This is a genomic window from Pseudomonas sp. FW300-N1A1 (assembly GCF_058789115.1).
Window position 1 is genome coordinate 215,330 of sequence record NZ_JBYTBK010000002.1, and the last position, 20,737, is coordinate 236,066.

Genomic DNA, 20,737 nt, shown 5'->3' on the forward strand with positions numbered 1-20,737 from the left:
GATGCCGGCGATTGCATTTATTTTCGGGAAAAGTGCACCACCAGCTTATCGCCGACGGTTTGCAGAACCTGGACCAGCACCAGCAGCAACACCACGGTCACCACCATCACATCCGTCTGGAAGCGCTGGTAACCGAAGCGGATCGCCAGGTCACCCAGGCCACCGGCGCCCACCACACCGGCCATGGCCGTGTAGGACACCAGTGTGATCGCTGTCACCGTGATCGCCGCGAAGATGCCCGGACGAGCTTCCGGCAGCAAGGCGTTGGTGATGATCTGGCGCGTGGTCGCGCCCATGGCCTGGGTCGCTTCGATGATGCCGCGATCGACCTCACGCAGGGCGGTTTCCACCAGGCGGGCGAAGAATGGCGTCGCGCCAACCACCAGAGGCGGAATCGCGCCACCGACACCCAGCGAGGTGCCGGTGATCAGTACGGTGAACGGGATCATCACGATCAACAGAATGATGAATGGCAGCGAACGCAGGATGTTCACGATCAGCGACAGCAGCGCGTAAATACCTTTGGCTTCCAGCAATTGGCGTGGGCTGCAAAGGAACAGCAAGACGCCCAGCGGCAGGCCGAGCAATACGGTGAACAGCAGCGAGCCACCAAGCATCAGCATGGTGTCGCCGGTGGCCAGCCAGATTTCATACCAGTCGATATTGGCGAAGAAACTTGTCAGCAGTTCCATTAGCGCAGCACCTCCATGTGGACATCCGCTGCGGTGAAGTGGGCAAAGGCCGCTTCCATGTCACCGCCGGTGATGGCCAGGGTCAGTTGCCCGTAAGGGACGTCTTTGATGCGGTCGATACGGCCGGCGAGGATGCTGTAGTCCACCCCCGTTTCGCGGGCGACGGTGCCCAGCAATGGTGCGTAGGTCGAATCACCCTGGAAGGTCAGGCGCACGATACGGCCCGGCACGTGCGCGAAGTCATCACGCTGCTCGCTTTCGTCGATGTGCTCGTCTTCCTGAACAAACCGCTTGGTGGTCGGGTGCTTGGGGTGCAGGAACACCTCGGCCACCGGACCGTGTTCGACGATCGAGCCGGCATCCATCACGGCCACCTGATCGCAAACGCGACGAATCACGTCCATTTCGTGGGTGATCAGCACGATGGTCAGCTTCAGCTCGCGGTTGATCTCGGCCAACAGTTGCAGGACCGACGCAGTGGTTTGCGGGTCCAGGGCGCTGGTGGCTTCGTCGCACAGCAGGATTTTCGGCTTGGTTGCCAGGGCGCGGGCGATGCCGACGCGCTGCTTCTGGCCACCGGACAACTGCGCCGGGTACTTCTTGGCGTGGTCGGACAAGCCAACCCGCGCCAGCAACTCGGCCACACGCTGGTCGATCTCGCTGCGCGACAGCTCGCCGGCCAGATTCAACGGCAGGGCCACGTTGTCCGCAACGGTCTTGGAGGCCAGCAGGTTGAAGTGTTGAAAGATCATCCCGACTTGTTGGCGGAAGCGGCGCAACGCATTGGCGTCCAGCGCGGTGACTTCCTCGCCATCCACGGTGATCTTGCCGCCGCTGGCATCTTCCAGGCGGTTGATCAGGCGCAACAGGGTACTTTTTCCCGCGCCGGAATGGCCGATCAGGCCAAACACTTGGCCGTTCTCAATCGTCAGACTGGTCGGGTTCAGTGCGGGAATATCCTTACCGGCAACGCGGTAGGTTTTATGGACGTTTTGAAACTCGATCACGTAGCGAACCTTGTGGGGCGCGTTGGAAAAGGATCAGCGGTTAGCCGGGCGGGCATTTTAGCGTGTCCGTATAGAGGTTCTTAGCATTTATTTTGCGTTCGTCATGCCATTTGGCGATAACGAAACAGCCGCAAATGCACAAGATCGCCGCTTCGCCAGCGTGATCGTCTCGATGAAGACGCTGGCGAAGCGGCGATCTCACTTACGGTCTGCGCGGTGACAACACCATTTGCGCCGGGACGTGCCGCAGGATTTGTCGCTCGATGTCCAGGTCGAAGCCTGGGTCCAGCTTTTGCACACGTTTGGTCAGCAACGTGGCCAGCCAAGGGTAATCCTCGGTGCGCGGGGCCTGGATGCTCACGTCGCATTGGTAATTCACCACATCGGCGGCAATCGCGTCGAGTTGTCGGCGTAGTTGCTTACTATCGGTGATGTTCAGCGCAACGGTGGTGCTTTCAGCTGTCGGGTCGATGACTTTGGCGACCGGTTTGGCGGCGGCTGCCTGGAGGGCGGCCTCGGCTTTTTCCAGCTCGGCTTTACGGGCCTGGGTGATCGCACCGTTGACACCACCGGTCAGTGCCGGGGCCTTGGGCATCAGGACGCGAGCCCGGCTCAGGGCTGTAGCTGCGGCATTGACATCACCTTTTTGCAGCATGATCTGGCTGCGTTGCAGATAGGCTTCGGCGAGTTGTCGTTGGTAGGGCTCCAGCGACGGATCATTGGGTGATTGCGCCTGTAGGGCGGCCAATTGATCTTCAGCAGTGGCCAGCTCACTGCTGGCCAGGCTTTGCTCCAGCTGCGCGATCGCCGGCGCCCGCGCGTCCGGGGCCTCGGGGGGCGGTGTGCTCTGGCAGGCACCCAGCAGCATGAATGCAACAAGGAGCAGATAACGGGAGGCGAACGGCTTCATTCCTGCGACTCTCTGATTGCGCAAAAAACGAGCAAGTCTACACCCCTCGACGGGGCAGGACAAAACTCAGCAAAAACAGCGCGGCGGCGGCGACCACAATCGACGGGCCGGCCGGCGTGTCCTTGAACCACGACAGCGCCAGGCCACCGCAGACCGCGAGTATACCCAGCAAGCTCGCGCCCAAGGCCATCTGCTCGGGCGATCGCGCGTGACGTTGTGCCGCAGCCGCCGGAATGATCAGCAACGAAGTAATCAGCAGCACGCCGACGATTTTCATCGCCACCGCGATCACGACCGCAATCAACAGCATCAAGGCCAGGCGCAGCCCGGCTACAGGCAAGCCTTCGACCCTGGCCAGCTCTTCATGCACGGTAATCGCCAGCAGCGGTCGCCACAGCGCCACCAGTAACAGCAGAACCGCTGCGCTGCCGCCGAGAATCCACGCAAGATCGCTAGGGCTGATCGCCAGCAGGTCGCCGAACAGGTAAGCCATCAGGTCGATCCGCACTTCATGCATGAAGCTTAGTACCACCAGGCCCAGAGAGAGCGTGCTCGGTGCAAGAATCCCCAGCAAGGTGTCGGAAGCCAGTGGCTGGCGCTGTTGCAGGGTCACCAGGAGCACGGCCAGCAACAGGCAGCCGACCGTGACCGCGATGGTCGGGCTGACATCCAGCAAAAAGCCCAGTGCCACGCCGAGCAAGGCCGCGTGGGACAAGGTGTCGCCAAAGTAAGCCATGCGCCGCCAGACCACGAAGGATCCCAGGGGGCCTGCGACGACGGCCAGGGCCAGGCCTGCAAGCAGGGCATACAACAGAAAATCAGCCATGCTTGCAGCCATCTCCGTGAACGTGGGTATGAGCGGACGGTGCCGCGCTGACCACCGAGCCATGCAGGTCGTGGGCATGGTCGTGATGGTGGTGATAGATCGCCAGGCTTTGTGCGTTCTTGCCAAACAGTTCGACGAATGCCGGATCGCCGCTGACCTGCTCGGGATGTCCGGAGCAGCAGACGTGGCGATTGAGGCAGACCACCTGGTCGGTGGTGCTCATCACCAGGTGCAGGTCGTGGGAAACCATCAGCACGCCGCAACCATGGCGATCGCGCAGGCGCGTGATCAGGCTGTAGAGCTCGGCTTGCCCGGCCACGTCGACGCCTTGCACCGGTTCGTCGAGGACCAGCAACTCCGGCTCGCGCAGCAAGGCACGGGCCAACAGAACGCGCTGCATTTCACCGCCTGAGACGCTCTGTACCGGGCTGTCGATGACCTGTTCGGCACCGACTTCCTTGAGCGCGGCCAGGGCCCGGGCGCGGTCGACCCCGGGAACCAGGCGCAGAAAGCGCAGTACCGACAGCGGGAGGGTCGGGTCGACGTGCAGTTTCTGCGGCATGTAGCCGACTCTCAGCTTCGGCTTGCGCCATACGCTGCCGCTGTCGGGCTTGAGCAGGCCGAGCACGGCACGCACCAGGGTGGTCTTGCCGGCGCCGTTGGGGCCGATCAGGGTGACAATCTGCCCCGGCTCGACACTCAGTTCGATGTTGTCCAGCACGGTTTGCCCGGCAAAGGTCACCGCAACTTGCTCAAGACGGATCAACGCTGTGCTCATCAAGCCCCCTGGCAACCGGCGCAGAGGCCGACCACTTCGACGGTCTGGCCTTCAACCACGAACCCGACGTCGCTGGCGCTGTGGATGATGGCGTCGCTGATGGAGGTTTGCTCCAGCTCGATGGCGGCATGGCACTCGCGGCAAATCAGGAACTGCCCCTGGTGGGCGTGCCCCGGATGGTTACAGCCGACAAAGGCGTTGAGCGACGAGATCCGATGCACCAGGCCGTTATCCAGCAGGAAATCCAGGGCGCGGTAGACCGTCGGCGGTGCTGCGCGGCGACCGTCTTGCTCACTGAGTACCGCCAGAATGTCGTAGGCACCCAGCGGCTTGTGGCTTTGCCACACCAGTTCCAGTACCCGCCGGCGCAATGCGGTCAGGCGCAGCCCTTGGCGTGCGCAGATGGCATCGGCCTCGGACAGGGCGCTGTGGACGCAATGTGAGTGGTCGTGGGGACGGCTGGCGAGCGGTGTTATAGGCATGAGCGGCGACGAGTTTTGTGAGAGACGTTATTATGTTACTCGTTCTCGCCCCTTTGAGTGGTTATCGTGCCCAGACTTTTTGCCATCCTTGTCACATTTACTGCCAGTTTGTTCGCTTTCAGCAGCGCTCATGCCGAAGTCAACGTGCTTACCAGCATCAAGCCGCTGCAACTGATTGCCGCTGCGGTACAGGATGGCGCGGGGGTGCCGGAAGTCCTGCTGCCACCGGGTGCATCGCCGCATAACTATGCCTTGCGGCCTTCCGACGTACGGCGCGTGCAGTCGGCGGACCTGCTGTACTGGATCGGTCCGGACATGGAGGGCTTCCTGCCCCGCGTACTCAAGGGACGCGCCCTGCCATCGGTGGCCGTGCAGGACTTGCCAGGCTTGAAGCTGCGTCATTTTGGCGAAGACAACCACGCCCACGCCGACGAGCCCGACGAGCATGACCATGATCACCGCCCCGGCAGTCTCGATGCCCATTTGTGGCTGTCGCCGGTCAATGCGCGTGTCATCGCCGCTAAAATCGCCGCTGACCTGAGTGCAGTCGATCCAGCCAATGCCGGGCGCTACCAGAGCAACCTCAAGGCATTCGATGAGCGACTGGATGCGCTGGATCTGCGATTGAAAGCCCGCCTGGCGGTTGTCGAGGGCAAGCCCTATTTCGTGTTCCATGAAGCGTTCGACTACTTTGAGGACGCCTACGGCCTCAAACATGCGGGCGTGTTCAGCGTGGCCGCGGAAGTTCAGCCCGGTGCCCAGCACGTCGCCGCGATGCGCACGCGCCTGCAAGCGGTCGGCAAGACCTGCGTGTTCAGCGAGCCGCCGCTGCGCCCTCGCCTGGCCGAGACGCTGGTGGCCGGCCTGCCGGTGAAACTGGCGGAGCTGGATGCGCTGGGTGGCTACACGCCGGCCACCGCGCAGGGTTATGAGCAGGTGCTGGAGAAGTTGGGGAATGATCTGGCGGGGTGCCTGGAGTCGCTGTAACCGGGGGAACAGGCGCCATTCCATTCGGGGGCAAGCAGAATGCCGCCCGCGATGCCTTTAAATGGCGAACGGCAGTGGCGTGCTGACCTGTTGACGCTGCGCCAGGCGATGCTCGAACTCCTTCGGGTCGTGAATCAGCACGTCCTGTCCGGCAAAGGACTCGGCAGCGATCAAGCGTGACAACCAGAAGCGCACGCAGGCTACCCGCAACAGGGTCGGCCACAGTTCGGCCTCGGCCGCGGTGAACGGCCGCAGCGCGGCGTAGGCGCCGAGCAATGCCCGCGCCCGTGGGCCGTCAATCAAACCGTCATCGTCCGAACACCAGTCATTCAGGGCGATGGCCACGTCGTAGAGCATCGGCCCCGAGCAGGCGTTGTAGAAATCGATCAGCCCGGTCAGGTGCGTGCCTTCAAACATGGCATTGTCGCGGAACAGGTCGGCGTGGATGTTGGCCCGTGGCAATGCCAGGATGCTGTTTTTGCGGGCGGTGATTTCATCCAGTGCGCGCTGTAGCAACGCGCGTGACTCAACCCCCAGGTGTGACAGAAGCTGTGTGCCCTCTTCGAGCATCCAGTCCAGGCCCCGATCGGTCTTGCGCTTGATCATGTTGTCTTTGGTCGCCAGGTGCAGATGCCCCAGCAGTTCCCCTACCTGTACACAGTGCTGCGCGTTGGCGACTTTGATGTGCTTGCCGGCCAGGCGTGGCTGCAACAGCGCAGGCTTGCCCGCCAGCTCACGCAGGGCGACACCCTCGGTGGTGCGCAGGGCATAGGGCACCGGCAGGTCGGCGTTGTGCAACACGTCGAGCAGTTCGATGAAGAACGGCATTTCCTGCGCCGGGCCACGCTCAATCAGGGTCAGGACAAACTCGCCCTGCTCCAGGCTGATGAAGTAGTTGGTGTTTTCACTGCCCGCGGCAATCCCCTGGAAATCAAGCAGGCGGCCGAGCCCATAAGGGGCGAGAAAGGTTTCCAGCTCGGGCCGAGCCAGGGGGGTGAACACAGACATGGTTAAAAACTGCTCAGTTCGGGTGCCGCTATCGAGCCAGCACCGATTAAAGTTAAGAAACTACTTCCACGAAAAAATTTCCCATGCCGGGATCAGCATATCCGGCTGATCCGAGCGGATAAAATTGGCTTCCGTTCCGTCCGAGCGCACCAGGAAATACGGTTTTCCGCCCTTCGGAGTGATCTTGATCGCATACAGGAAGCCATTCTGGCGGTATTCCTGGATGGTCTTGTCACCTTCAGTGCGAATGGTGACTTCCGGCTCCGGGGTCGGTGCGTCATCCGCTGCCATGGTGGCCAGCGGAATGCTGGTAAACAAGCCAGCCAGCAACAGGCGATTGAGTGTACGCATGATAACCTTGTCCCTTTGTCGTCAACGGTCCCGCTATTCTAGCGCCGGACCCGCCGAAAAGGTTGATCCTGCTCATGAGCCAAGCCCCCCTCGTCCTGGTGGACGGTTCTTCATACCTGTACCGCGCCTTTCACGCGCTGCCCCCTTTGACTACCTCCAAAGGCCTGCCGACCGGTGCGGTCAAGGGCGTGCTGAACATGCTCAAGAGTCTGCGCAAGCAGTACCCGAACAGCCCGTTCGCCGTTGTGTTCGACGCCAAGGGCGGGACATTCCGCGATGACATGTACGCCGAATACAAGGCCAATCGCCCGAGCATGCCCGACGATATGCGTGTGCAGATCGAGCCCCTGCATGCCAGCGTGATTGCCCTGGGCTTCCCGCTGTTATGCGTGGAAGGCGTTGAAGCGGACGACGTGATCGGCACGCTGGCCCGCAGCAGCGCGGCTGCTGACCGCCCGGTGGTGATCTCCACGGGCGACAAGGACATGGCGCAGCTGGTCGACGGGCACATTACCTTGGTCAATACCATGACCGGTAGCGCGATGGACGTGGCTGGCGTGAAGGAGAAATTCGGCGTCGCTCCCGAGCAGATCATCGACTATCTGGCGTTGATGGGCGACTCCTCCGACAACATTCCGGGCGTTCCGGGGATTGGCCCGAAGACTGCGTCCGGCCTGTTGGTGGGCGTCAATGGCGGCCTGACCGAGCTGTATGCACAGCTCGATATCGTGCCGACCCTGCCGATTCGCGGGGCCAAGACCCTGCCGGCCAAGCTCGAAGAGCACAAGGAGATGGCGTTCCTCTCCTATCGACTGGCGACCATCAAGGTCGACGTGCCGCTGGAAGTGGGGCTGGACGATTTGCACCTGCGCGAGCCGGACCGCGAAAAACTGGCGGAGCTCTACACCTTGCTTGAATTCAAGAGCTGGTTCGATGAACTGCAACGCGATGCCAAGCGTCTTGAGCTGAGTGCCGCTCCCCAGCCTGAGCCGGTGGCTGATCTGTTGAGTGCCACCGAGACCGAAGCCAGCGCGCCTGTGATCGTTGAAGCGCGCTACGAAACCATCCTCGATCAGGCCCGTTTCGACGCCTGGCTGAAGAAACTCAATGGCGCCAAGCTGTTTGCCTTCGACACGGAAACCACCGGTATCGACGCCCAGCAGGCGCAACTGGTGGGGCTGTCCTTCGCCGTGCAGCCTTTTGAAGCGGCCTACATTCCGCTGACTCACGCCTACGAAGGTGTGCCGGACCAGCTTGATCGCGACAGCGTCCTGCGTGCCCTGAAGCCGCTGCTGGAGGACCCGGACAAGCTCAAGGTTGGCCAGCACGCCAAGTTCGACATGAATATCCTGGCCAACTGCGCCATCGGTGGCGATCCAGCCTGCGGCATTACCGTACGCGGCATTGCCTTCGACACCATGCTTGAGTCCTATGTGCTCAACTCCACCGCCACTCGCCATGACATGGACAGCCTGGCGCAGAAGTACCTGGATTACACCACCGTGAGCTTCCAGGACATCGCGGGCAAGGGGGCCAAGCAATTGACCTTCGATCAGATCGCCCTTGAGCAGGCCGGGCCTTATGCTGCTGAAGACGCCGATGTGACCCTGCGGCTGCACCAGACCCTGCACCAGCAGCTGACCGCCATCCCGAGCCTGGCCAGCGTGCTGACCGATATCGAAATGCCGTTGGTGCCGGTGCTGGCGCGTATCGAGCGCCAGGGCGCGCTGGTGGATGCCGAGCTGCTGGGGGTGCAGAGCATCGAGCTGGGCGACAAGATGGCAGCCCTGGAGCGTGAAGCCATTCACATTGCCGGTGAGGAGTTCAATCTCGGTTCGCCCAAGCAGTTGGGTGCGATCCTCTACGAAAAACTCGGCTATCCGGTGCTGAAGAAAACCGCCAAGGGCCAGCCGTCCACTGCCGAAGAGGTGCTGGCCAAGCTGGCGGAAGATGACTACCAACTGCCCAAGGTGCTGATGCAGTACCGCTCCATGAGCAAGCTCAAGAGCACCTACACCGACCGCCTGCCGGAGCAGATCAACCCGCGCACCGAGCGGATTCACACCTCTTATCACCAGGCGGTGGCGTCCACCGGGCGCCTGTCCTCCAGCGATCCGAACCTGCAGAACATTCCGGTGCGTACCGCCGAGGGTCGGCGCATCCGCCAGGCCTTTATCGCCCCGAGCGGCTACAAACTGCTGGCGGCGGACTATTCGCAGATCGAGCTGCGGATCATGGCGCACCTGTCCCGGGACGAAGGCCTGCTCAATGCTTTCCGCAACAACCTGGACGTGCATGCGGCCACGGCCGCCGAAGTGTTCAAGGTTGAGCTCCAGGACGTCACGTCCGACCAGCGTCGCAGTGCCAAGGCGATTAACTTCGGCCTGATCTACGGCATGGGGGCACAGAAGCTCGGCAAGGACATTGGCGTCGATACCAAGCAGGCCAAGGCCTACATCGACACCTATTTTGCCCGTTACCCCGGTGTTCGCGAGTACATGGAGCGCACCCGCGCCCAGGCAGCGGACCAGGGGTATGTAGAAACGCTGTTCGGGCGTCGCCTGTACCTGCCCGAGATCCACTCCAATAAACCCCAGGAGCGCGCTGGTGCCGAACGCACGGCAATCAACGCGCCGATGCAGGGCACGGCGGCAGACATCATCAAGAAAGCCATGGTGGCGGTGGATAACTGGCTGATGGCTTCCGGCCTGGACGCCAAAGTCATCCTGCAGGTACACGATGAACTGGTGCTGGAGGTTCGCGAGGACCTGGTCGACCAGGTTCGTGAGGAAATCCGCGTGCACATGAGCGGCGCGGCGGCCCTGGATGTGCCACTTCTGGTGGAAGTCGGTGTCGGAAACAACTGGGATGAGGCTCATTAAGCCGTTTTGAGGCGCAATTGGCCGCGGCATAGTGTCGCGGCCATCGCAGGCGAAGGGCCGTTAGCTCGAAAAAATCTTGGTTTATTCCAATCGATTTTGAAACTGACTGGAACTAAATCCGAGAACCCCCACTCAGAGTTACTGAATGGGTGGTGAAGCCCTTCGATGCTCCTAATGTTGTGTTAAGTGTTGGCAGATATCTGGACCCCGCCCTAGCGGTCCGGAACTTAGACCCCGAACTACTCCCTCCCCATATGTAGTCCGGGGTTTTTTTTGCCTGAAAACTGTCTGCGCGTCGCTCCTGCGGCCTTAAAGCAGGCTCGCTTGAGCGTCGCGCGGTGAGTTTCCCGGTTACTCGGCGGCCTCTTCAGCGCCCTTGTCCGCCAGCTCCATCCAGTCCGCCAATACCGTGTAGGCCTCTTCCAGACCCAGGCGCTTGGGGGCCGAGAACAGCTGGATGGTCACGGCTTCGCCCCAGCCTTTGCGAATCTCTGCCTGCACCTTGAGCAGTGAGTTCTTCGCCGCGCCGTAGGTCAGTTTGTCGGCCTTGGTCAGCAGAATGTGCATCGGCATGCCGCTGGCGACAGCCCAGTCGAGCATCAACAGGTCGAAGTCGGTCATTGGATGACGGATGTCCATCATCAGAATCAGGCCCTTCAAGCTCTCGCGGCTACCCAGGTAGGCTTCCAGGTGGCGCTGCCAGTGCTGCTTCAACGGGATCGGCACTTTCGCGTAACCGTAGCCCGGCAGGTCGACCAGACGCCGATCTTCGTCTAGCTTGAAGAAGTTCAACAGCTGTGTGCGACCCGGAGTCTTCGAGGTGCGCGCCAGGCTGGCGTGGGTCAGGGTGTTCAGCGCGCTGGACTTGCCGGCGTTGGAACGCCCGGCGAAGGCCACTTCAAAGCCTTCGTCGTCAGGGCATTGATCGACTTTGGCAGCGCTGAGCATGAAGGTGGACTGTTGGCACAGACCAAGGATGGGGTTCTTGAGTTGCATGGGATTTCCGATGTGGGCGGTGCCGAGAATGGTCGCAAAGAGCTGCGTCGTTTCCGTTTCAGTGACGCCAGTATATAATGCCGCAGATTTTGTGTGCGCTTTGTCCCAGCGTAGGATGAAGTTCACGAGAGCGATTGACCTTGATTGCGCATAAGAACGCAGCACGCTCTCAACCCTGAAAAGGTCGTTTTATGACGAAATGGCTGCTAGCTGCCGGTGTCTTGATGCCGCTTTATGGCGCGCAGGCTACACAGGATCCGGAAGCTGTGTACAACCGTGTTTGTGGAGCCTGTCATTCCGGCCAACTCCCGACGGCGCCTCAAAAGGGCGATCAGGAAGCTTGGGCGCCAAGACTGGCGCAAGGTATGGAGACGCTGGTGCAACACGTGACCCAGGGTTTCAAGGCGATGCCGCCGCGTGGTTTGTGCATGGACTGCAGTGCCGAGGATTACCAGGCAATCATCCAGTGGATGAGCGAGTGATCCCGGTCCATAACTCTTTAACCCTTAGCCGTAGTTGGATTAGCTGATGAACAAATTAGTCGTGAGTCTGCTGTTGACCCTGGGCATCGCAGGTGGCGCCCATGCTGCGGGCGACGCTGCTGCTGGTCAGGCGAAAGCCGCAGTATGTGGTGCTTGCCATGGCCCGGATGGCAACAGCATGGCGCCAAACTTTCCAAAACTGGCGGGTCAGGGTGAGCGTTACCTGAACAAGCAACTGCACGACATCAAGTCGGGCAAGCGCACCGTTCTGGAGATGACCGGCCTGCTGACCAACCTGAGCGATCAGGACCTGGCTGACATTTCAGCCTACTTCGCCAGCCAGAAAGGCAGCGTCGGCGCGGCAGATCCGAAAGTCGTGGCTCGCGGTGAAGAGTTGTTCCGCGGCGGCAAACTGGAGCAGGGCATGCCATCGTGCACCGGTTGCCACTCGCCTAACGGCGCCGGCAACGCGGCAGCTGCTTTCCCGCACCTGGGTGGCCAGCACGCTCAATACACCGCCAAGCAACTGACCGATTTCCGTGAAGGCAACCGTACCAACGACGGTGACGCGAAAATCATGCAAAGCGTTGCAGCCAAGCTGAGCAACAAAGACATCGAAGCGGTGTCCAGCTACATTCAGGGCCTGCACTAAGGTCCGTCGAGCGGGCGTTACGCGGGAGGTTGAACCCGCACAACGTTAACGCTCGATTAATCCTTCGATGCAAGCATAAAAAGGGTGGCTTAGGCCGCCCTTTTTTGTGGCCGCTGCCGTTACACTAGAGAACTGATGCCCGCCAAGGCCTGCCAGAAAGCAGGTCGCGCGAGGCGAGCCAATTTGCCCAGGAGTAAAGCATGCGTAATCTGATTCTCAGCGCCGCACTCGTCACTGCCAGCCTGTTCGGCGTCACCGCCCAGGCTGCTGAACCGCTTGAAGCCGGTAAACAATATGTCGAACTGAGCAGCGCCGTTCCGGTGGCTGTGCCCGGCAAGATCGAAGTGGTCGAGCTGTTCTGGTATGGCTGCCCGCATTGCTATGCGTTCGAGCCCACCATCAACCCGTGGGCTGAAAAACTGCCGGCCGATGTGAACTTCGTGCGTATCCCGGCCATGTTCGGTGGTATCTGGAACGTGCACGGCCAGCTGTTCATCACCCTGGAAGCGATGGGTGTGGAGCAAAAGGTTCATAAGGCCGTGTTCGAAGCCGTCCACGATGGCAAGAAGCTCGCTACCCCGGAAGAGATGGCCGAGTTCCTGGCCGGCGAAGGTGTCGACAAGGACAAGTTCCTGAGCACCTACAACTCGTTCGCCGTCAAAGGCAAGGTTGAAGACGCCAAGAAGAAGGCCCAGGCCTATCAGATCTCCGGCGTACCGAGCATGGTCGTCAACGGCAAGTACCGCTTTGACCTCGGCACCGCTGGTGGTCCTGAAGGCGCTCTGAGCGTGGCCGACCAGCTGATCGCCAAGGAGCGCGCCGCTAAGTAAGCGGCGCACGCCATGCGTCGCTGGGGCACTGAGCGCGTCGTCGGCCTGCATGATCCGCGGGTCAACGAGCATCATCTGGAACCCTCGGGCTTGCCCGCAGACAGTCGTCTGCGCCTGCTTAGTTTCAATATCCAGGTGGGCATCAGTACCGAGCGTTATCGGCACTACCTGACCCGTGGCTGGCAGCACCTGCTGCCGCACACCGGGCGTGCCGACAACCTGCAAAAGATCGGCAACCTGCTGGGCGACTACGATCTGGTCGCCTTGCAGGAAGCGGACGGCGGCAGCCTTCGTTCCGGCTACGTCAATCAAGTCGAACACCTGGCCCAGCTCGGCGCCTTCCCCTACTGGTATCAGCAACTCAATCGAAACCTGGGCCGTCTCGGCCAGCACAGCAATGGTGTGCTCAGCCGGATGCGGCCCTGGCAGATCGAGGATCACCCGCTGCCTGGGCCCAAGGGCCGGGGTGCGATTCTCGTGCGGTTTGGCGAGGGGCCCGAGGCGCTGGTCGTCGTGATGATGCACCTGGCGCTCGGTGCCCGGGTTCGCAGTCTGCAACTGGCCTACATTCGCGAGTTGATCGGTGGCTACAAGCACCAGGTGCTGATGGGCGACATGAACACCCATGCCAGCGATCTGCTGCAAAGCTCGCCTTTGCGCGACCTGGGCCTGCTTGCACCGCAAGTCGAAGCCACATTCCCCAGCTGGCGCCCGCAGCGTTGCCTGGACCATATTCTGCTCAGTCCGACCCTGACGCTCGAACGGGTCGAAGTGCTGGCGCAACCTATCTCCGATCACCTGCCGGTCGCGGTAGAGATTCGTCTGCCGGGTTCGCTCACGGCCGATGCATTGCCCGCGTTGAGTCCTGCCCTTCGCGGAACCCCTGAATGAGCGACGAAGCCAACCGCTGGAAAGAGAAGTACCTCAAAAGTATCGAACAGCAGGAAAAACTCGAACGTCGCTGGGATGCCCGCCTCGATTTGCTGCGTCGTGGGCTGGTGCGCAGTACGCTGGCTGCCGAGGGGACCGACCGTGCGGTAGACCAATGCATGAAGGAAATGCGCGAAGTCATCCGCACCAATGAAATGGATGCCGGGTTGGCTGCGTTGTTGCCGCGCCTGGAAAAAGCCGTGCTGGATTCCGAGCAGCGGCGCGAAACCCGGGTTGATCAGATCGGCTCGGCGCTTACCGCACTGGTCGCGCAACTCCAGGCCTTGCCATTGCCACGAGAGGTCAGTCGACCGCTCAAGACCTTTGCCAAGCAACTGGATGGACGCGTCAGCCAGGCCCGCGAGATTCCCTTGCTGCTCGGTGAACTGAGTCAGTTACAGAGCCAGGCACTCAGTGTGCTGGAGAGCCCTGATGAACCTGACCGCCCAGGGTTGTTGCAGCGTCTGTTTGGGGGGCGTGACGAGAACGTCGAAGAGCAGCCGGTCGGTTCGACCCAGCCAGTGCCTGCTGTTGGCATGACGCCTGAGCCTGTGACAGTGCCGATCGCGCAGCAGACTCAGGCAGCATCGACAGCCGTCGTAGTGGAGTCCGAGCCTGAGCCGATCGAGGAGTCATCAGCGCTCGCAGTAGCCGCTTTTGAACCGCCGGTGCAGCAGGCTCGGCACGACTCGACCCAAGCTGCGGATCAGGACCTGGCAGTCCTGGAGGAGTGGGAAGCGCCGCTTGCCCCGCAACCCGAGGTCGAAACCACGCCATTGGTCGACAGCCTTCCCTTGTCTCCAGCCATGGCACACATCCACACCGAAATGGATCCTGAGTATTGCGAACCGGACGCGCTGTATGCGCTCCCGGATTCGCCCGAGCCGTCCTACAGCTCGGTGGCCAAGCACATCGAAGGCACGCTGCTGGGGCTGCTGGACGATCTGTCGTTGCCCGAGCGCCATCGCCCGCAAGCCGAGGCCATGCGCGTACGGCTGAGAAACGGGTTGAATTGGTACGAACTGCTACCGATCCTCGATGATCTTGCGGTGTTGATGCTGGCAATCACCGACAGTGGCCAGCACGAGTTCGAGGTCTATCTCAAGCAGCTCAATGAGCGCCTGGAATCCTTCCAGAGCAACCTGCAAGCGGCCAGTGACGGGCACGCGGACAACCGTTCGGCCGCTCGCGAGATGGACACGCAGCTGCGTGAGCAGGTCGACGGCTTGCACAGCAGCATGCAGGACGCTGCGGACCTGGAGGATCTCAAGCGTGTATTGGAGAACCACCTCGAGGGCCTGCTTGGCACCCTGGACCAGCACCAGCAGCAGCGCGACGAGCGCGAGCAGGAAGTCGCAGCGCGCCTGCAAGGCCTGGCGCAAAGGGTGGCGAGCATGGAGCAGGAAGCCCAAGGCTATCGCGAGCATCTGGAAGAGCAGCGCCAGAAGGCCTTGGTCGACCCGCTCACCGGCTTGCCGAACCGGGCCGCCTGGAGCGAACGCCTGGAGCATGAAGTGGCCCAGTGGCAACAGCACGGCACGACCTTGTTACTGGCGATGCTCGACCTGGATCACTTCAAGCGCATCAACGATAACTACGGCCACCTGGCCGGCGACAAGGTGCTGAAAATCATCGCAACGGTGCTGCGCAAGCGCCTGCGAGGCTCAGACTTCATTGCCCGCTTTGGTGGCGAAGAGTTTGTATTGCTGGTGCCCGACACCTCGCTGGCAGCGGGTGTGAACCTGCTGGAAACCTTGCGAGCGGCCATCGAAGCCTGCCCGTTTCACTTCAAGGGCGAGCCGGTGACCATTACGGTTTCCATCGGTGTGACGGCGTTCAAGCCGGGAGAACGCAGCGATCTGGTGCTTAAGAGAGCCGATCAGGCGCTATATCGGGCAAAAAATGCCGGACGAAATCGCGTTGAGCCGGCCTGACGGCAATTGTTCCATTTTATTTAATCCGGCGCTTTTAGCGGCTCAGGTACAAGGCGGTACGTTACACTGTTGCATTACTGTCTTCAGCGTACTGTCACTGCCATGAAATTCATTACTTTGCTCGTGTCCTTTCTTGTCCTGGCAGGTTGCGCCAGTGGTCCTCGTTACGATACCAGCCACCCTTCGGCCAATTACGACAACCGTGTGCAGTTCGTCGTCATGCATTACACCTCCGCGTCGCTGGCGCAGTCGCTGGCGTTGTTGACCCATGGCGAGGTCAGCAGTCATTACCTGGTCGGTGATGATAAAAACGCGACCATCTACAAACTGGTGGATGAGAACTATCGCGCCTGGCATGCCGGTGAAAGCGAGTGGCAAGGGCGTACCTGGCTGAACTCGAGCTCCATCGGCATCGAGATCGTCAACCCAGGCTTCAGCGATACGCCGACCGGACGTGTCTGGTATCCCTACAGCGAAGCCCAGGTGCAGTCGCTGATTGTCCTGCTCAAGGACATCAACAAGCGTCATGGCATCAGCCCTCGCCAGGTGATCGGCCACAGTGACATCGCCCCTCTGCGCAAACTCGACCCCGGCCCGTTGTTCCCATGGAAGCGCCTGGCCGAAGCCGGTGTGGCGCTCTGGCCAAACGAGCAGGCAGTCGCCCGTCAGCAAGCGGTGTTTGCGACACGATTGCCGAACATCGGTTGGTTTCAGGAGCAACTGACGCGCCTGGGCTACACGACGCCGCAGACCGGCGAGCTAGATGTCGCCACCCGGCATGTACTGGCAGCCTTCCAGATGCGCTTCCGGCCATCGCGTTTCGACGGTACGCCAGACGCGCAAAGTGCTGCGATCCTGCAAGTACTCAATCAGACAAAATAATGACGCCCGCTCGACGGTAGGGGCTAACCCTCAATCAGTAGCTATAACTCATTGGTAATCCTTCGGATGTTCAATGATGGCGGCTGCTCGAGAGACCCTGCGTAACTGGTTTCATCGCCCTTGGTCTTTGGCGATGCTGGCGGCTGCGCTCAGCGCGGCCTTTTTGTTGGCCGGTAGCCTGGGGTTGGCGCTGCGTCAGGTCCAACTGCGTGAAAGCGAACAGATGAACGCCCAGGGTGAGCGCTTCCTGGAGCGACTGGAGCAACTGTTCGGCCAATTACGCGAAGGCCTGGATGACCTGGAGGCGCAACCGCTGCGTGGCTGTGACATGAAAATGTTCACGACCTTGCAACAGGTCAGTTTCAACTACCGTTTCGTGTATGAAGCCGCCTACATCGACAAGACACAGTTCTGCTCCAACCGCCCTCATCAGGAAACGCTTTCGGCCATCCGCCCACCCGACATCAAGGGCCCGACCTACAGCTATTGGCTCAACACGTCGACCGAACCCGATGAAAACCGTGCGGCATTGATGCTCGGACGCGGCAATTTTCGGGTCGCGACGTCGCGCGGGCATTTGACCGACATGGTCGATTTGTCGCCGGGCAGCAGTTTGCTGGTGATCCTCGATCATGGTACCCGGGCGGTTCCGGTGCTCGGCGCACCGCAAGCCTGGCCACTGACTGAGCCCTGGTCACCGTTCAGCAACGAGCCGTTGCAGATCACCCGGAGCCGGCTGATCTATCGGATGCCGACCAACAATCCCGAGTACCAATTGGTACTGATCTCTCCGCGCACCCGCATAAGCTTGCCGGCACTGTGGTGGTGGTTGGTGTCGGCAAGCCTGCTGGCGGGACTGAGCATCGGCACGGTGGTGTATCTTTTGGCCCGGCAGCGACAGTCAATGGGCGGTGAGTTGCAGGGCGCGCTCAAACGCGGCGAACTGCAGGTGTTGTATCAACCGATCTTTGACCTGCGCAATCGCCATTGTGTCGGCGCCGAGGCCTTGTTGCGCTGGCGTCGACCGGACGGCACGCTGACCAGTCCGGACCTGTTCATTCCCATGGCGGAGAACACCGGGCAGATACGCCAGATCACCGATTTTGTCTTGCAGCGCCTGCTTGAGCAGCTCGGCCAGTTGCTGCGCGCCAACCCGCAGCTGTATATCTCGGTGAACCTGGCAGCTTGTGATGTGATGGTGCCCAGAGTCGGCGAAGTCATGGCCCGCCTGCTGGCGTTGCATCGTGTGGCGGCGCGGCAGATCGCGTTTGAGGTCACCGAGCGTGGCTTGATCGACGTGGCGGTCGCACGCCAGAACCTGAAAGCCTTGCGCGATGCCGGGCATCAGGTGCTGATCGACGACTTTGGCACGGGTTACTGCAGTCTGGCCTACCTGCAAACCCTGCCGGTGGACTGCCTGAAAATCGACAAGGCGTTCATCGATGCACTGGGTCATGACGCCGCGAGCAGCGGCGTGGCTCCCCATATCATCCGCATGGCGCATGCCCTGCAGCTCACCGTCATCGCCGAAGGCATCGAACATGAAGCCCAGGCCATGTTGCTGATGAGTGAAGGGGTGAATTACGGTCAGGGCTGGCTGTTTGCCCAGGCCCTGAGTGCGATGCAATTGATCGAGTTGGTGACCCGCGGCCGCCGACGGGCGCCGCGGCGTATCGATGACGAGGCCTGAACCTGGCTTTCAGAATAGTCATACATACGTAAAACACAGTTTTTTCTTACATGAAAACAGTCCGCGACTGATATCTATGCTCATGCCCATAGGAGCAACTTCCCCCCGTCACGTATGAATCGCTTCATGGTTGAGCGCTCGTGAATGGATGGTTAATCGGGGAAGGAAAACCGTTGTGAGAATACAAAGTTGTTTTTGTCAGCAGTGTTTAGTCCGTGAAGCTGGAAACGCCGCCGCTGAACTTCGTATTGAGGCTAAACAGCTCGCCAGGCAGAAGGTCCGGGAACATGAGGAAGCGCGTAGCCGTCAAGCAGCCTGGGAGCAGAGGGAGGAAGAGCGGCAGCGGGTGAAGGTCACCTTGCGCATTGGGGTGTTTTTCGATGGCACCGGCAACAACCCTGCCAATGTAGAGCAGGGCATTCGCTGCGGTGCGCACCACCCGATTGCTCCAGAGGATCTGGATGGTAGTTGCAAACCGTACATGCGCGATGCGAACAGTAGTTATGGCAATGACTTCACTAACATCAAAAAGCTGTTTGATCTCTATAAACGCTCCAATGATCCGGTAGTTATCGAGGAGAAAAGAACAGCATTCCAGAAGATCCTTGTAGAGGGGATTGGTACTCAGGCAGGCGCCAAGGACAGTGTTGTCGGCTCGGGCATCGGCCGAGGAGAAACTGGCGTCGAGGCGCGGGTGGATTACGCATTTAACCAGGCTCGAATAGCGGTTCAACTATTCCGTGATGACTTTCCCTCCATGCGAATTGGTCAGTTGACCTTCGATATATTCGGCTTTAGTCGTGGCGCCGCCGCAGCGCGGCACTTTGCCAACCTGTTGGCGAAAGCCGCCAATGGCCCCCTGCGAGCGGCCCTGAATGTACCGAATGTATTCACGGCCGGGTTCACCAGGCAATACGGTCATGGCGTGCAGGTGGGTTTTATCGGCCTGTTCGATACGGTTTCGGCAGTGGGTGGATTGCGTAACCTGGGCTATGTACGCAGTGCTTCTGCTCCCGGCTTGCAACTGCACTTGCCCCTGGAGTTGTTTCCTCGGGTGGTGCAACTGGCCGCTCGAGATGAGTACCGCAGTAACTTTCCCTTGCAGCGAGTCGGCCCGGAGCACTCGGAAATACTATTGCCCGGTGCCCATTCGGATGTGGGAGGCGGCTATCGGGATGAAGTCGAAGAGCAGGTCATGCTTGGCCCGATGCAAGCGCTGGATGTGCCTGTGTACGTCGATGTTAAAAACACCTCCATTTACCGCGATGCCTTGCAGGCGCAGGCCCGATGGCAGGCCCAGGGCTGGCCGTTGGCGATGTTGTTCATCGTGACTCCCGAGCCGGTCCTGCTGCCGGCGGACCCGCAGGACCGTCTAGCCCCTCGGCAGAAGCGGGTGTACGCCGGGTTGCGGCTCAAGCGCACGGTCAGCGCTGGTTTGTCGCGGGTGTACTTGCGGGTGATGTATGGGTTGGCGCGTGCACGTGGAGTGGACTTCGACGATCTGGATGTTCACCAGGCCATCTACGAATTACCACCACCACTTCAAGCACTGGGTGAGCGCTTTATCGCTGGCGATTACAGCACTACACCCGCTGAGGAAACGCTGCTCAAGCGCAGTTACATCCATGCTTCGGCTCACTGGAACCCCGATCCGTTGGCTGGACCGCGCATTGGAACGTTCGCGCTGACCTATCTCAATGCCCCGACACCAGACCGTAATCGGGTGCAACACCCCCATACGCCTTGAAGGAAACACACTGATGAAACAGCTTTTTGTACTGCTGGGGTTATTCATGATGCTCAGCGGCTGTCAGCCCATTGATCCGCTTTCCGGGGCCAACGATCCGAAGGACGATTCATGGCATATCGATTTCGTCGAGCCGGCCCATATGAAAGTGTGGGTGGAGATGTCTGCCGTAGAGGACATACAAGGAATGTTGTTTCGCAATATCGCAGGTAATACTGCCGCGGGCAGTGATCGGGAGGACGGTACCGAGGTGGCAAAAGGTTGGAGCGGTCTAGGGGTGTCTCTCAGGCCGGTGACCGGCGCAGATTTGCCCAGGCGCATTTATGTTCGCTGGCAATCCAACGCCAATCAAACCACCTACAAGGGCTGGATCGAGATCTCGGAAGAAACCCGGCGCATTATGCGCCGGGCCACAATGCGCCGTTGCCCGGAGCGACCGGACGAGCCGGCGTACTCCCTGTCGTTGATGAATGTGGGGTTGGCCCCAGGTGGGATTATTCAAGTCTGGGTGCGGGATGAATGTGGACGCCCCATTAAAACCGACCGAGTGCAGGTGGATATCGAGCCTTTAGGACCGGACCAGGGGAAATTCCAGGGGCGCTACACCCCGCAATCCGCCTCATCCAAGCGCTACGTCGAACGTTTTGGTATCCCCTATGGGAGTTGGTAGC

General features: G+C 60.6%; 21 protein-coding genes. 11 read left to right on the plus strand and 10 right to left on the minus strand.

The features are described 5' to 3' along the window. Positions 1–17 precede the first annotated feature (17 nt). The 6 genes from AC3WQN_RS03330 to AC3WQN_RS03355 all read right to left on the minus strand — a co-directional run bounded on the left by AC3WQN_RS03330 (position 18) and on the right by AC3WQN_RS03355 (position 4,695). Entirely contained in the window at positions 18–692 is a 675-nt protein-coding gene (locus tag AC3WQN_RS03330; protein WP_095083470.1) for a methionine ABC transporter permease, read from the minus strand. Continuing rightward, positions 692–1,699: a methionine ABC transporter ATP-binding protein gene (locus AC3WQN_RS03335; protein ID WP_103398658.1), complete on the minus strand. Its 1,008-nt coding sequence runs from the start codon at positions 1,697–1,699 to the stop codon at positions 692–694. The genes AC3WQN_RS03330 and AC3WQN_RS03335 overlap by 1 nt, the downstream gene beginning before the upstream one ends. Before the next feature lie 202 nt (positions 1,700–1,901). After that, complete coding sequence (locus AC3WQN_RS03340) at positions 1,902–2,609, minus strand: PA5502 family lipoprotein (protein WP_103398659.1); 708 nt, start codon at positions 2,607–2,609, stop codon at positions 1,902–1,904. A gap of 37 nt (positions 2,610–2,646) precedes the next feature. Further along, entirely contained in the window at positions 2,647–3,435 is a 789-nt protein-coding gene (gene znuB / locus AC3WQN_RS03345; RefSeq protein WP_095147047.1) for a zinc ABC transporter permease subunit ZnuB, read from the minus strand. After that, entirely contained in the window at positions 3,428–4,213 is a 786-nt protein-coding gene (gene znuC, locus AC3WQN_RS03350; protein WP_095083462.1) for a zinc ABC transporter ATP-binding protein ZnuC, read from the minus strand. Before znuC ends, znuB begins: the two co-directional genes overlap by 8 nt. Then, positions 4,213–4,695, minus strand: a complete 483-nt coding sequence (locus AC3WQN_RS03355) for a Fur family transcriptional regulator (protein ID WP_095083460.1) — start codon at positions 4,693–4,695, stop codon at positions 4,213–4,215. Before AC3WQN_RS03355 ends, znuC begins: the two co-directional genes overlap by 1 nt. Before the next feature lie 57 nt (positions 4,696–4,752). Between AC3WQN_RS03355 and AC3WQN_RS03360 the strand changes: the two genes are divergently transcribed. Further along, positions 4,753–5,682: a zinc ABC transporter substrate-binding protein ZnuA gene (locus tag AC3WQN_RS03360; RefSeq protein ID WP_103398660.1), complete on the plus strand. Its 930-nt coding sequence runs from the start codon at positions 4,753–4,755 to the stop codon at positions 5,680–5,682. 57 nt (positions 5,683–5,739) lie between these two features. On the opposite strand, the gene AC3WQN_RS03365 is transcribed toward AC3WQN_RS03360, so the two are convergent. Together AC3WQN_RS03365 and AC3WQN_RS03370 are read right to left on the minus strand one after the other, a co-directional pair. Beyond that, complete coding sequence (locus tag AC3WQN_RS03365; protein ID WP_103398661.1) at positions 5,740–6,690, minus strand: homoserine kinase; 951 nt, start codon at positions 6,688–6,690, stop codon at positions 5,740–5,742. A 60-nt stretch (positions 6,691–6,750) separates the two neighbouring features. Next, positions 6,751–7,041, minus strand: coding sequence for a DUF2782 domain-containing protein (locus tag AC3WQN_RS03370; protein ID WP_103398662.1), 291 nt, complete (start codon positions 7,039–7,041; stop codon positions 6,751–6,753). 74 nt (positions 7,042–7,115) lie between these two features. Between AC3WQN_RS03370 and polA the strand changes: the two genes are divergently transcribed. Then, on the plus strand, positions 7,116–9,923 hold the full coding sequence (gene polA / locus AC3WQN_RS03375; RefSeq protein WP_103398663.1) for a DNA polymerase I: 2,808 nt from the start codon (positions 7,116–7,118) through the stop codon (positions 9,921–9,923). A 351-nt stretch (positions 9,924–10,274) separates the two neighbouring features. Here the strand turns inward: polA and yihA are convergent, their stop codons facing one another. Further along, entirely contained in the window at positions 10,275–10,919 is a 645-nt protein-coding gene (yihA, locus tag AC3WQN_RS03380) for a ribosome biogenesis GTP-binding protein YihA/YsxC (protein ID WP_095083450.1), read from the minus strand. 191 nt (positions 10,920–11,110) lie between these two features. Here yihA and AC3WQN_RS03385 point away from each other — a divergent pair, with 191 nt between their 5' ends. The 7 genes from AC3WQN_RS03385 (at position 11,111) to AC3WQN_RS03415 (ending at position 18,319) form a co-directional block, all read left to right on the plus strand. After that, positions 11,111–11,401, plus strand: a complete 291-nt coding sequence (locus tag AC3WQN_RS03385) for a c-type cytochrome (protein WP_095083448.1) — start codon at positions 11,111–11,113, stop codon at positions 11,399–11,401. A 46-nt stretch (positions 11,402–11,447) separates the two neighbouring features. Next, entirely contained in the window at positions 11,448–12,053 is a 606-nt protein-coding gene (locus tag AC3WQN_RS03390) for a c-type cytochrome (protein WP_095083446.1), read from the plus strand. Positions 12,054–12,253: 200 nt separating this feature from the next. Then, the gene (locus AC3WQN_RS03395; protein WP_095147052.1) at positions 12,254–12,883 is read left to right on the plus strand and encodes a thiol:disulfide interchange protein DsbA/DsbL; all 630 of its coding nucleotides are present in this window, start codon (positions 12,254–12,256) and stop codon (positions 12,881–12,883) included. Between the two features lie 12 nt (positions 12,884–12,895). Continuing rightward, positions 12,896–13,774 (plus strand): endonuclease/exonuclease/phosphatase family protein, encoded by an 879-nt coding sequence (locus AC3WQN_RS03400; protein WP_103398664.1) that lies wholly within the window; start codon positions 12,896–12,898, stop codon positions 13,772–13,774. Further along, the gene (locus AC3WQN_RS03405) at positions 13,771–15,747 is read left to right on the plus strand and encodes a GGDEF domain-containing protein (RefSeq protein WP_103398665.1); all 1,977 of its coding nucleotides are present in this window, start codon (positions 13,771–13,773) and stop codon (positions 15,745–15,747) included. Before AC3WQN_RS03400 ends, AC3WQN_RS03405 begins: the two co-directional genes overlap by 4 nt. Positions 15,748–15,849: 102 nt before the next feature. Next, positions 15,850–16,629, plus strand: a complete 780-nt coding sequence (locus tag AC3WQN_RS03410) for an N-acetylmuramoyl-L-alanine amidase (RefSeq protein ID WP_103398666.1) — start codon at positions 15,850–15,852, stop codon at positions 16,627–16,629. Between the two features lie 73 nt (positions 16,630–16,702). After that, a complete protein-coding gene (locus AC3WQN_RS03415; RefSeq protein ID WP_103398667.1) occupies positions 16,703–18,319 on the plus strand; it encodes an EAL domain-containing protein in 1,617 nt (538 codons plus the stop codon). Positions 18,320–18,527: 208 nt separating this feature from the next. Here the strand turns inward: AC3WQN_RS03415 and AC3WQN_RS03420 are convergent, their stop codons facing one another. Further along, positions 18,528–19,052, minus strand: a complete 525-nt coding sequence (locus AC3WQN_RS03420) for a hypothetical protein (protein ID WP_371918467.1) — start codon at positions 19,050–19,052, stop codon at positions 18,528–18,530. A 24-nt stretch (positions 19,053–19,076) separates the two neighbouring features. Between AC3WQN_RS03420 and AC3WQN_RS03425 the strand changes: the two genes are divergently transcribed. Both AC3WQN_RS03425 and AC3WQN_RS03430 read left to right on the plus strand, forming a co-directional pair. Next, the gene (locus tag AC3WQN_RS03425; protein WP_371918468.1) at positions 19,077–20,066 is read left to right on the plus strand and encodes a phospholipase effector Tle1 domain-containing protein; all 990 of its coding nucleotides are present in this window, start codon (positions 19,077–19,079) and stop codon (positions 20,064–20,066) included. 13 nt (positions 20,067–20,079) lie between these two features. Next, the gene (locus tag AC3WQN_RS03430) at positions 20,080–20,736 is read left to right on the plus strand and encodes a DUF2931 family protein (RefSeq protein ID WP_103398669.1); all 657 of its coding nucleotides are present in this window, start codon (positions 20,080–20,082) and stop codon (positions 20,734–20,736) included. Position 20,737: the final 1 nt, after the last annotated feature.

Coding starts and splice junctions, on each gene's coding strand:
- AC3WQN_RS03330 (WP_095083470.1), bottom strand. CDS start 692: ATGGAACTGCTGACAAGTTTCTTCGCCAATATCGACTGGTATGAAATC.
- AC3WQN_RS03340 (WP_103398659.1), bottom strand. CDS start 2,609: ATGAAGCCGTTCGCCTCCCGTTATCTGCTCCTTGTTGCATTCATGCTG.
- znuB (WP_095147047.1), bottom strand. CDS start 3,435: ATGGCTGATTTTCTGTTGTATGCCCTGCTTGCAGGCCTGGCCCTGGCC.
- znuC (WP_095083462.1), bottom strand. CDS start 4,213: ATGAGCACAGCGTTGATCCGTCTTGAGCAAGTTGCGGTGACCTTTGCC.
- AC3WQN_RS03355 (WP_095083460.1), bottom strand. CDS start 4,695: ATGCCTATAACACCGCTCGCCAGCCGTCCCCACGACCACTCACATTGC.
- AC3WQN_RS03365 (WP_103398661.1), bottom strand. CDS start 6,690: ATGTCTGTGTTCACCCCCCTGGCTCGGCCCGAGCTGGAAACCTTTCTC.
- AC3WQN_RS03370 (WP_103398662.1), bottom strand. CDS start 7,041: ATGCGTACACTCAATCGCCTGTTGCTGGCTGGCTTGTTTACCAGCATT.
- polA (WP_103398663.1), top strand. CDS start 7,116: ATGAGCCAAGCCCCCCTCGTCCTGGTGGACGGTTCTTCATACCTGTAC.
- yihA (WP_095083450.1), bottom strand. CDS start 10,919: ATGCAACTCAAGAACCCCATCCTTGGTCTGTGCCAACAGTCCACCTTC.
- AC3WQN_RS03385 (WP_095083448.1), top strand. CDS start 11,111: ATGACGAAATGGCTGCTAGCTGCCGGTGTCTTGATGCCGCTTTATGGC.
- AC3WQN_RS03390 (WP_095083446.1), top strand. CDS start 11,448: ATGAACAAATTAGTCGTGAGTCTGCTGTTGACCCTGGGCATCGCAGGT.
- AC3WQN_RS03395 (WP_095147052.1), top strand. CDS start 12,254: ATGCGTAATCTGATTCTCAGCGCCGCACTCGTCACTGCCAGCCTGTTC.
- AC3WQN_RS03400 (WP_103398664.1), top strand. CDS start 12,896: ATGCGTCGCTGGGGCACTGAGCGCGTCGTCGGCCTGCATGATCCGCGG.
- AC3WQN_RS03405 (WP_103398665.1), top strand. CDS start 13,771: ATGAGCGACGAAGCCAACCGCTGGAAAGAGAAGTACCTCAAAAGTATC.
- AC3WQN_RS03410 (WP_103398666.1), top strand. CDS start 15,850: ATGAAATTCATTACTTTGCTCGTGTCCTTTCTTGTCCTGGCAGGTTGC.
- AC3WQN_RS03415 (WP_103398667.1), top strand. CDS start 16,703: ATGATGGCGGCTGCTCGAGAGACCCTGCGTAACTGGTTTCATCGCCCT.
- AC3WQN_RS03425 (WP_371918468.1), top strand. CDS start 19,077: ATGCGAATTGGTCAGTTGACCTTCGATATATTCGGCTTTAGTCGTGGC.
- AC3WQN_RS03430 (WP_103398669.1), top strand. CDS start 20,080: ATGAAACAGCTTTTTGTACTGCTGGGGTTATTCATGATGCTCAGCGGC.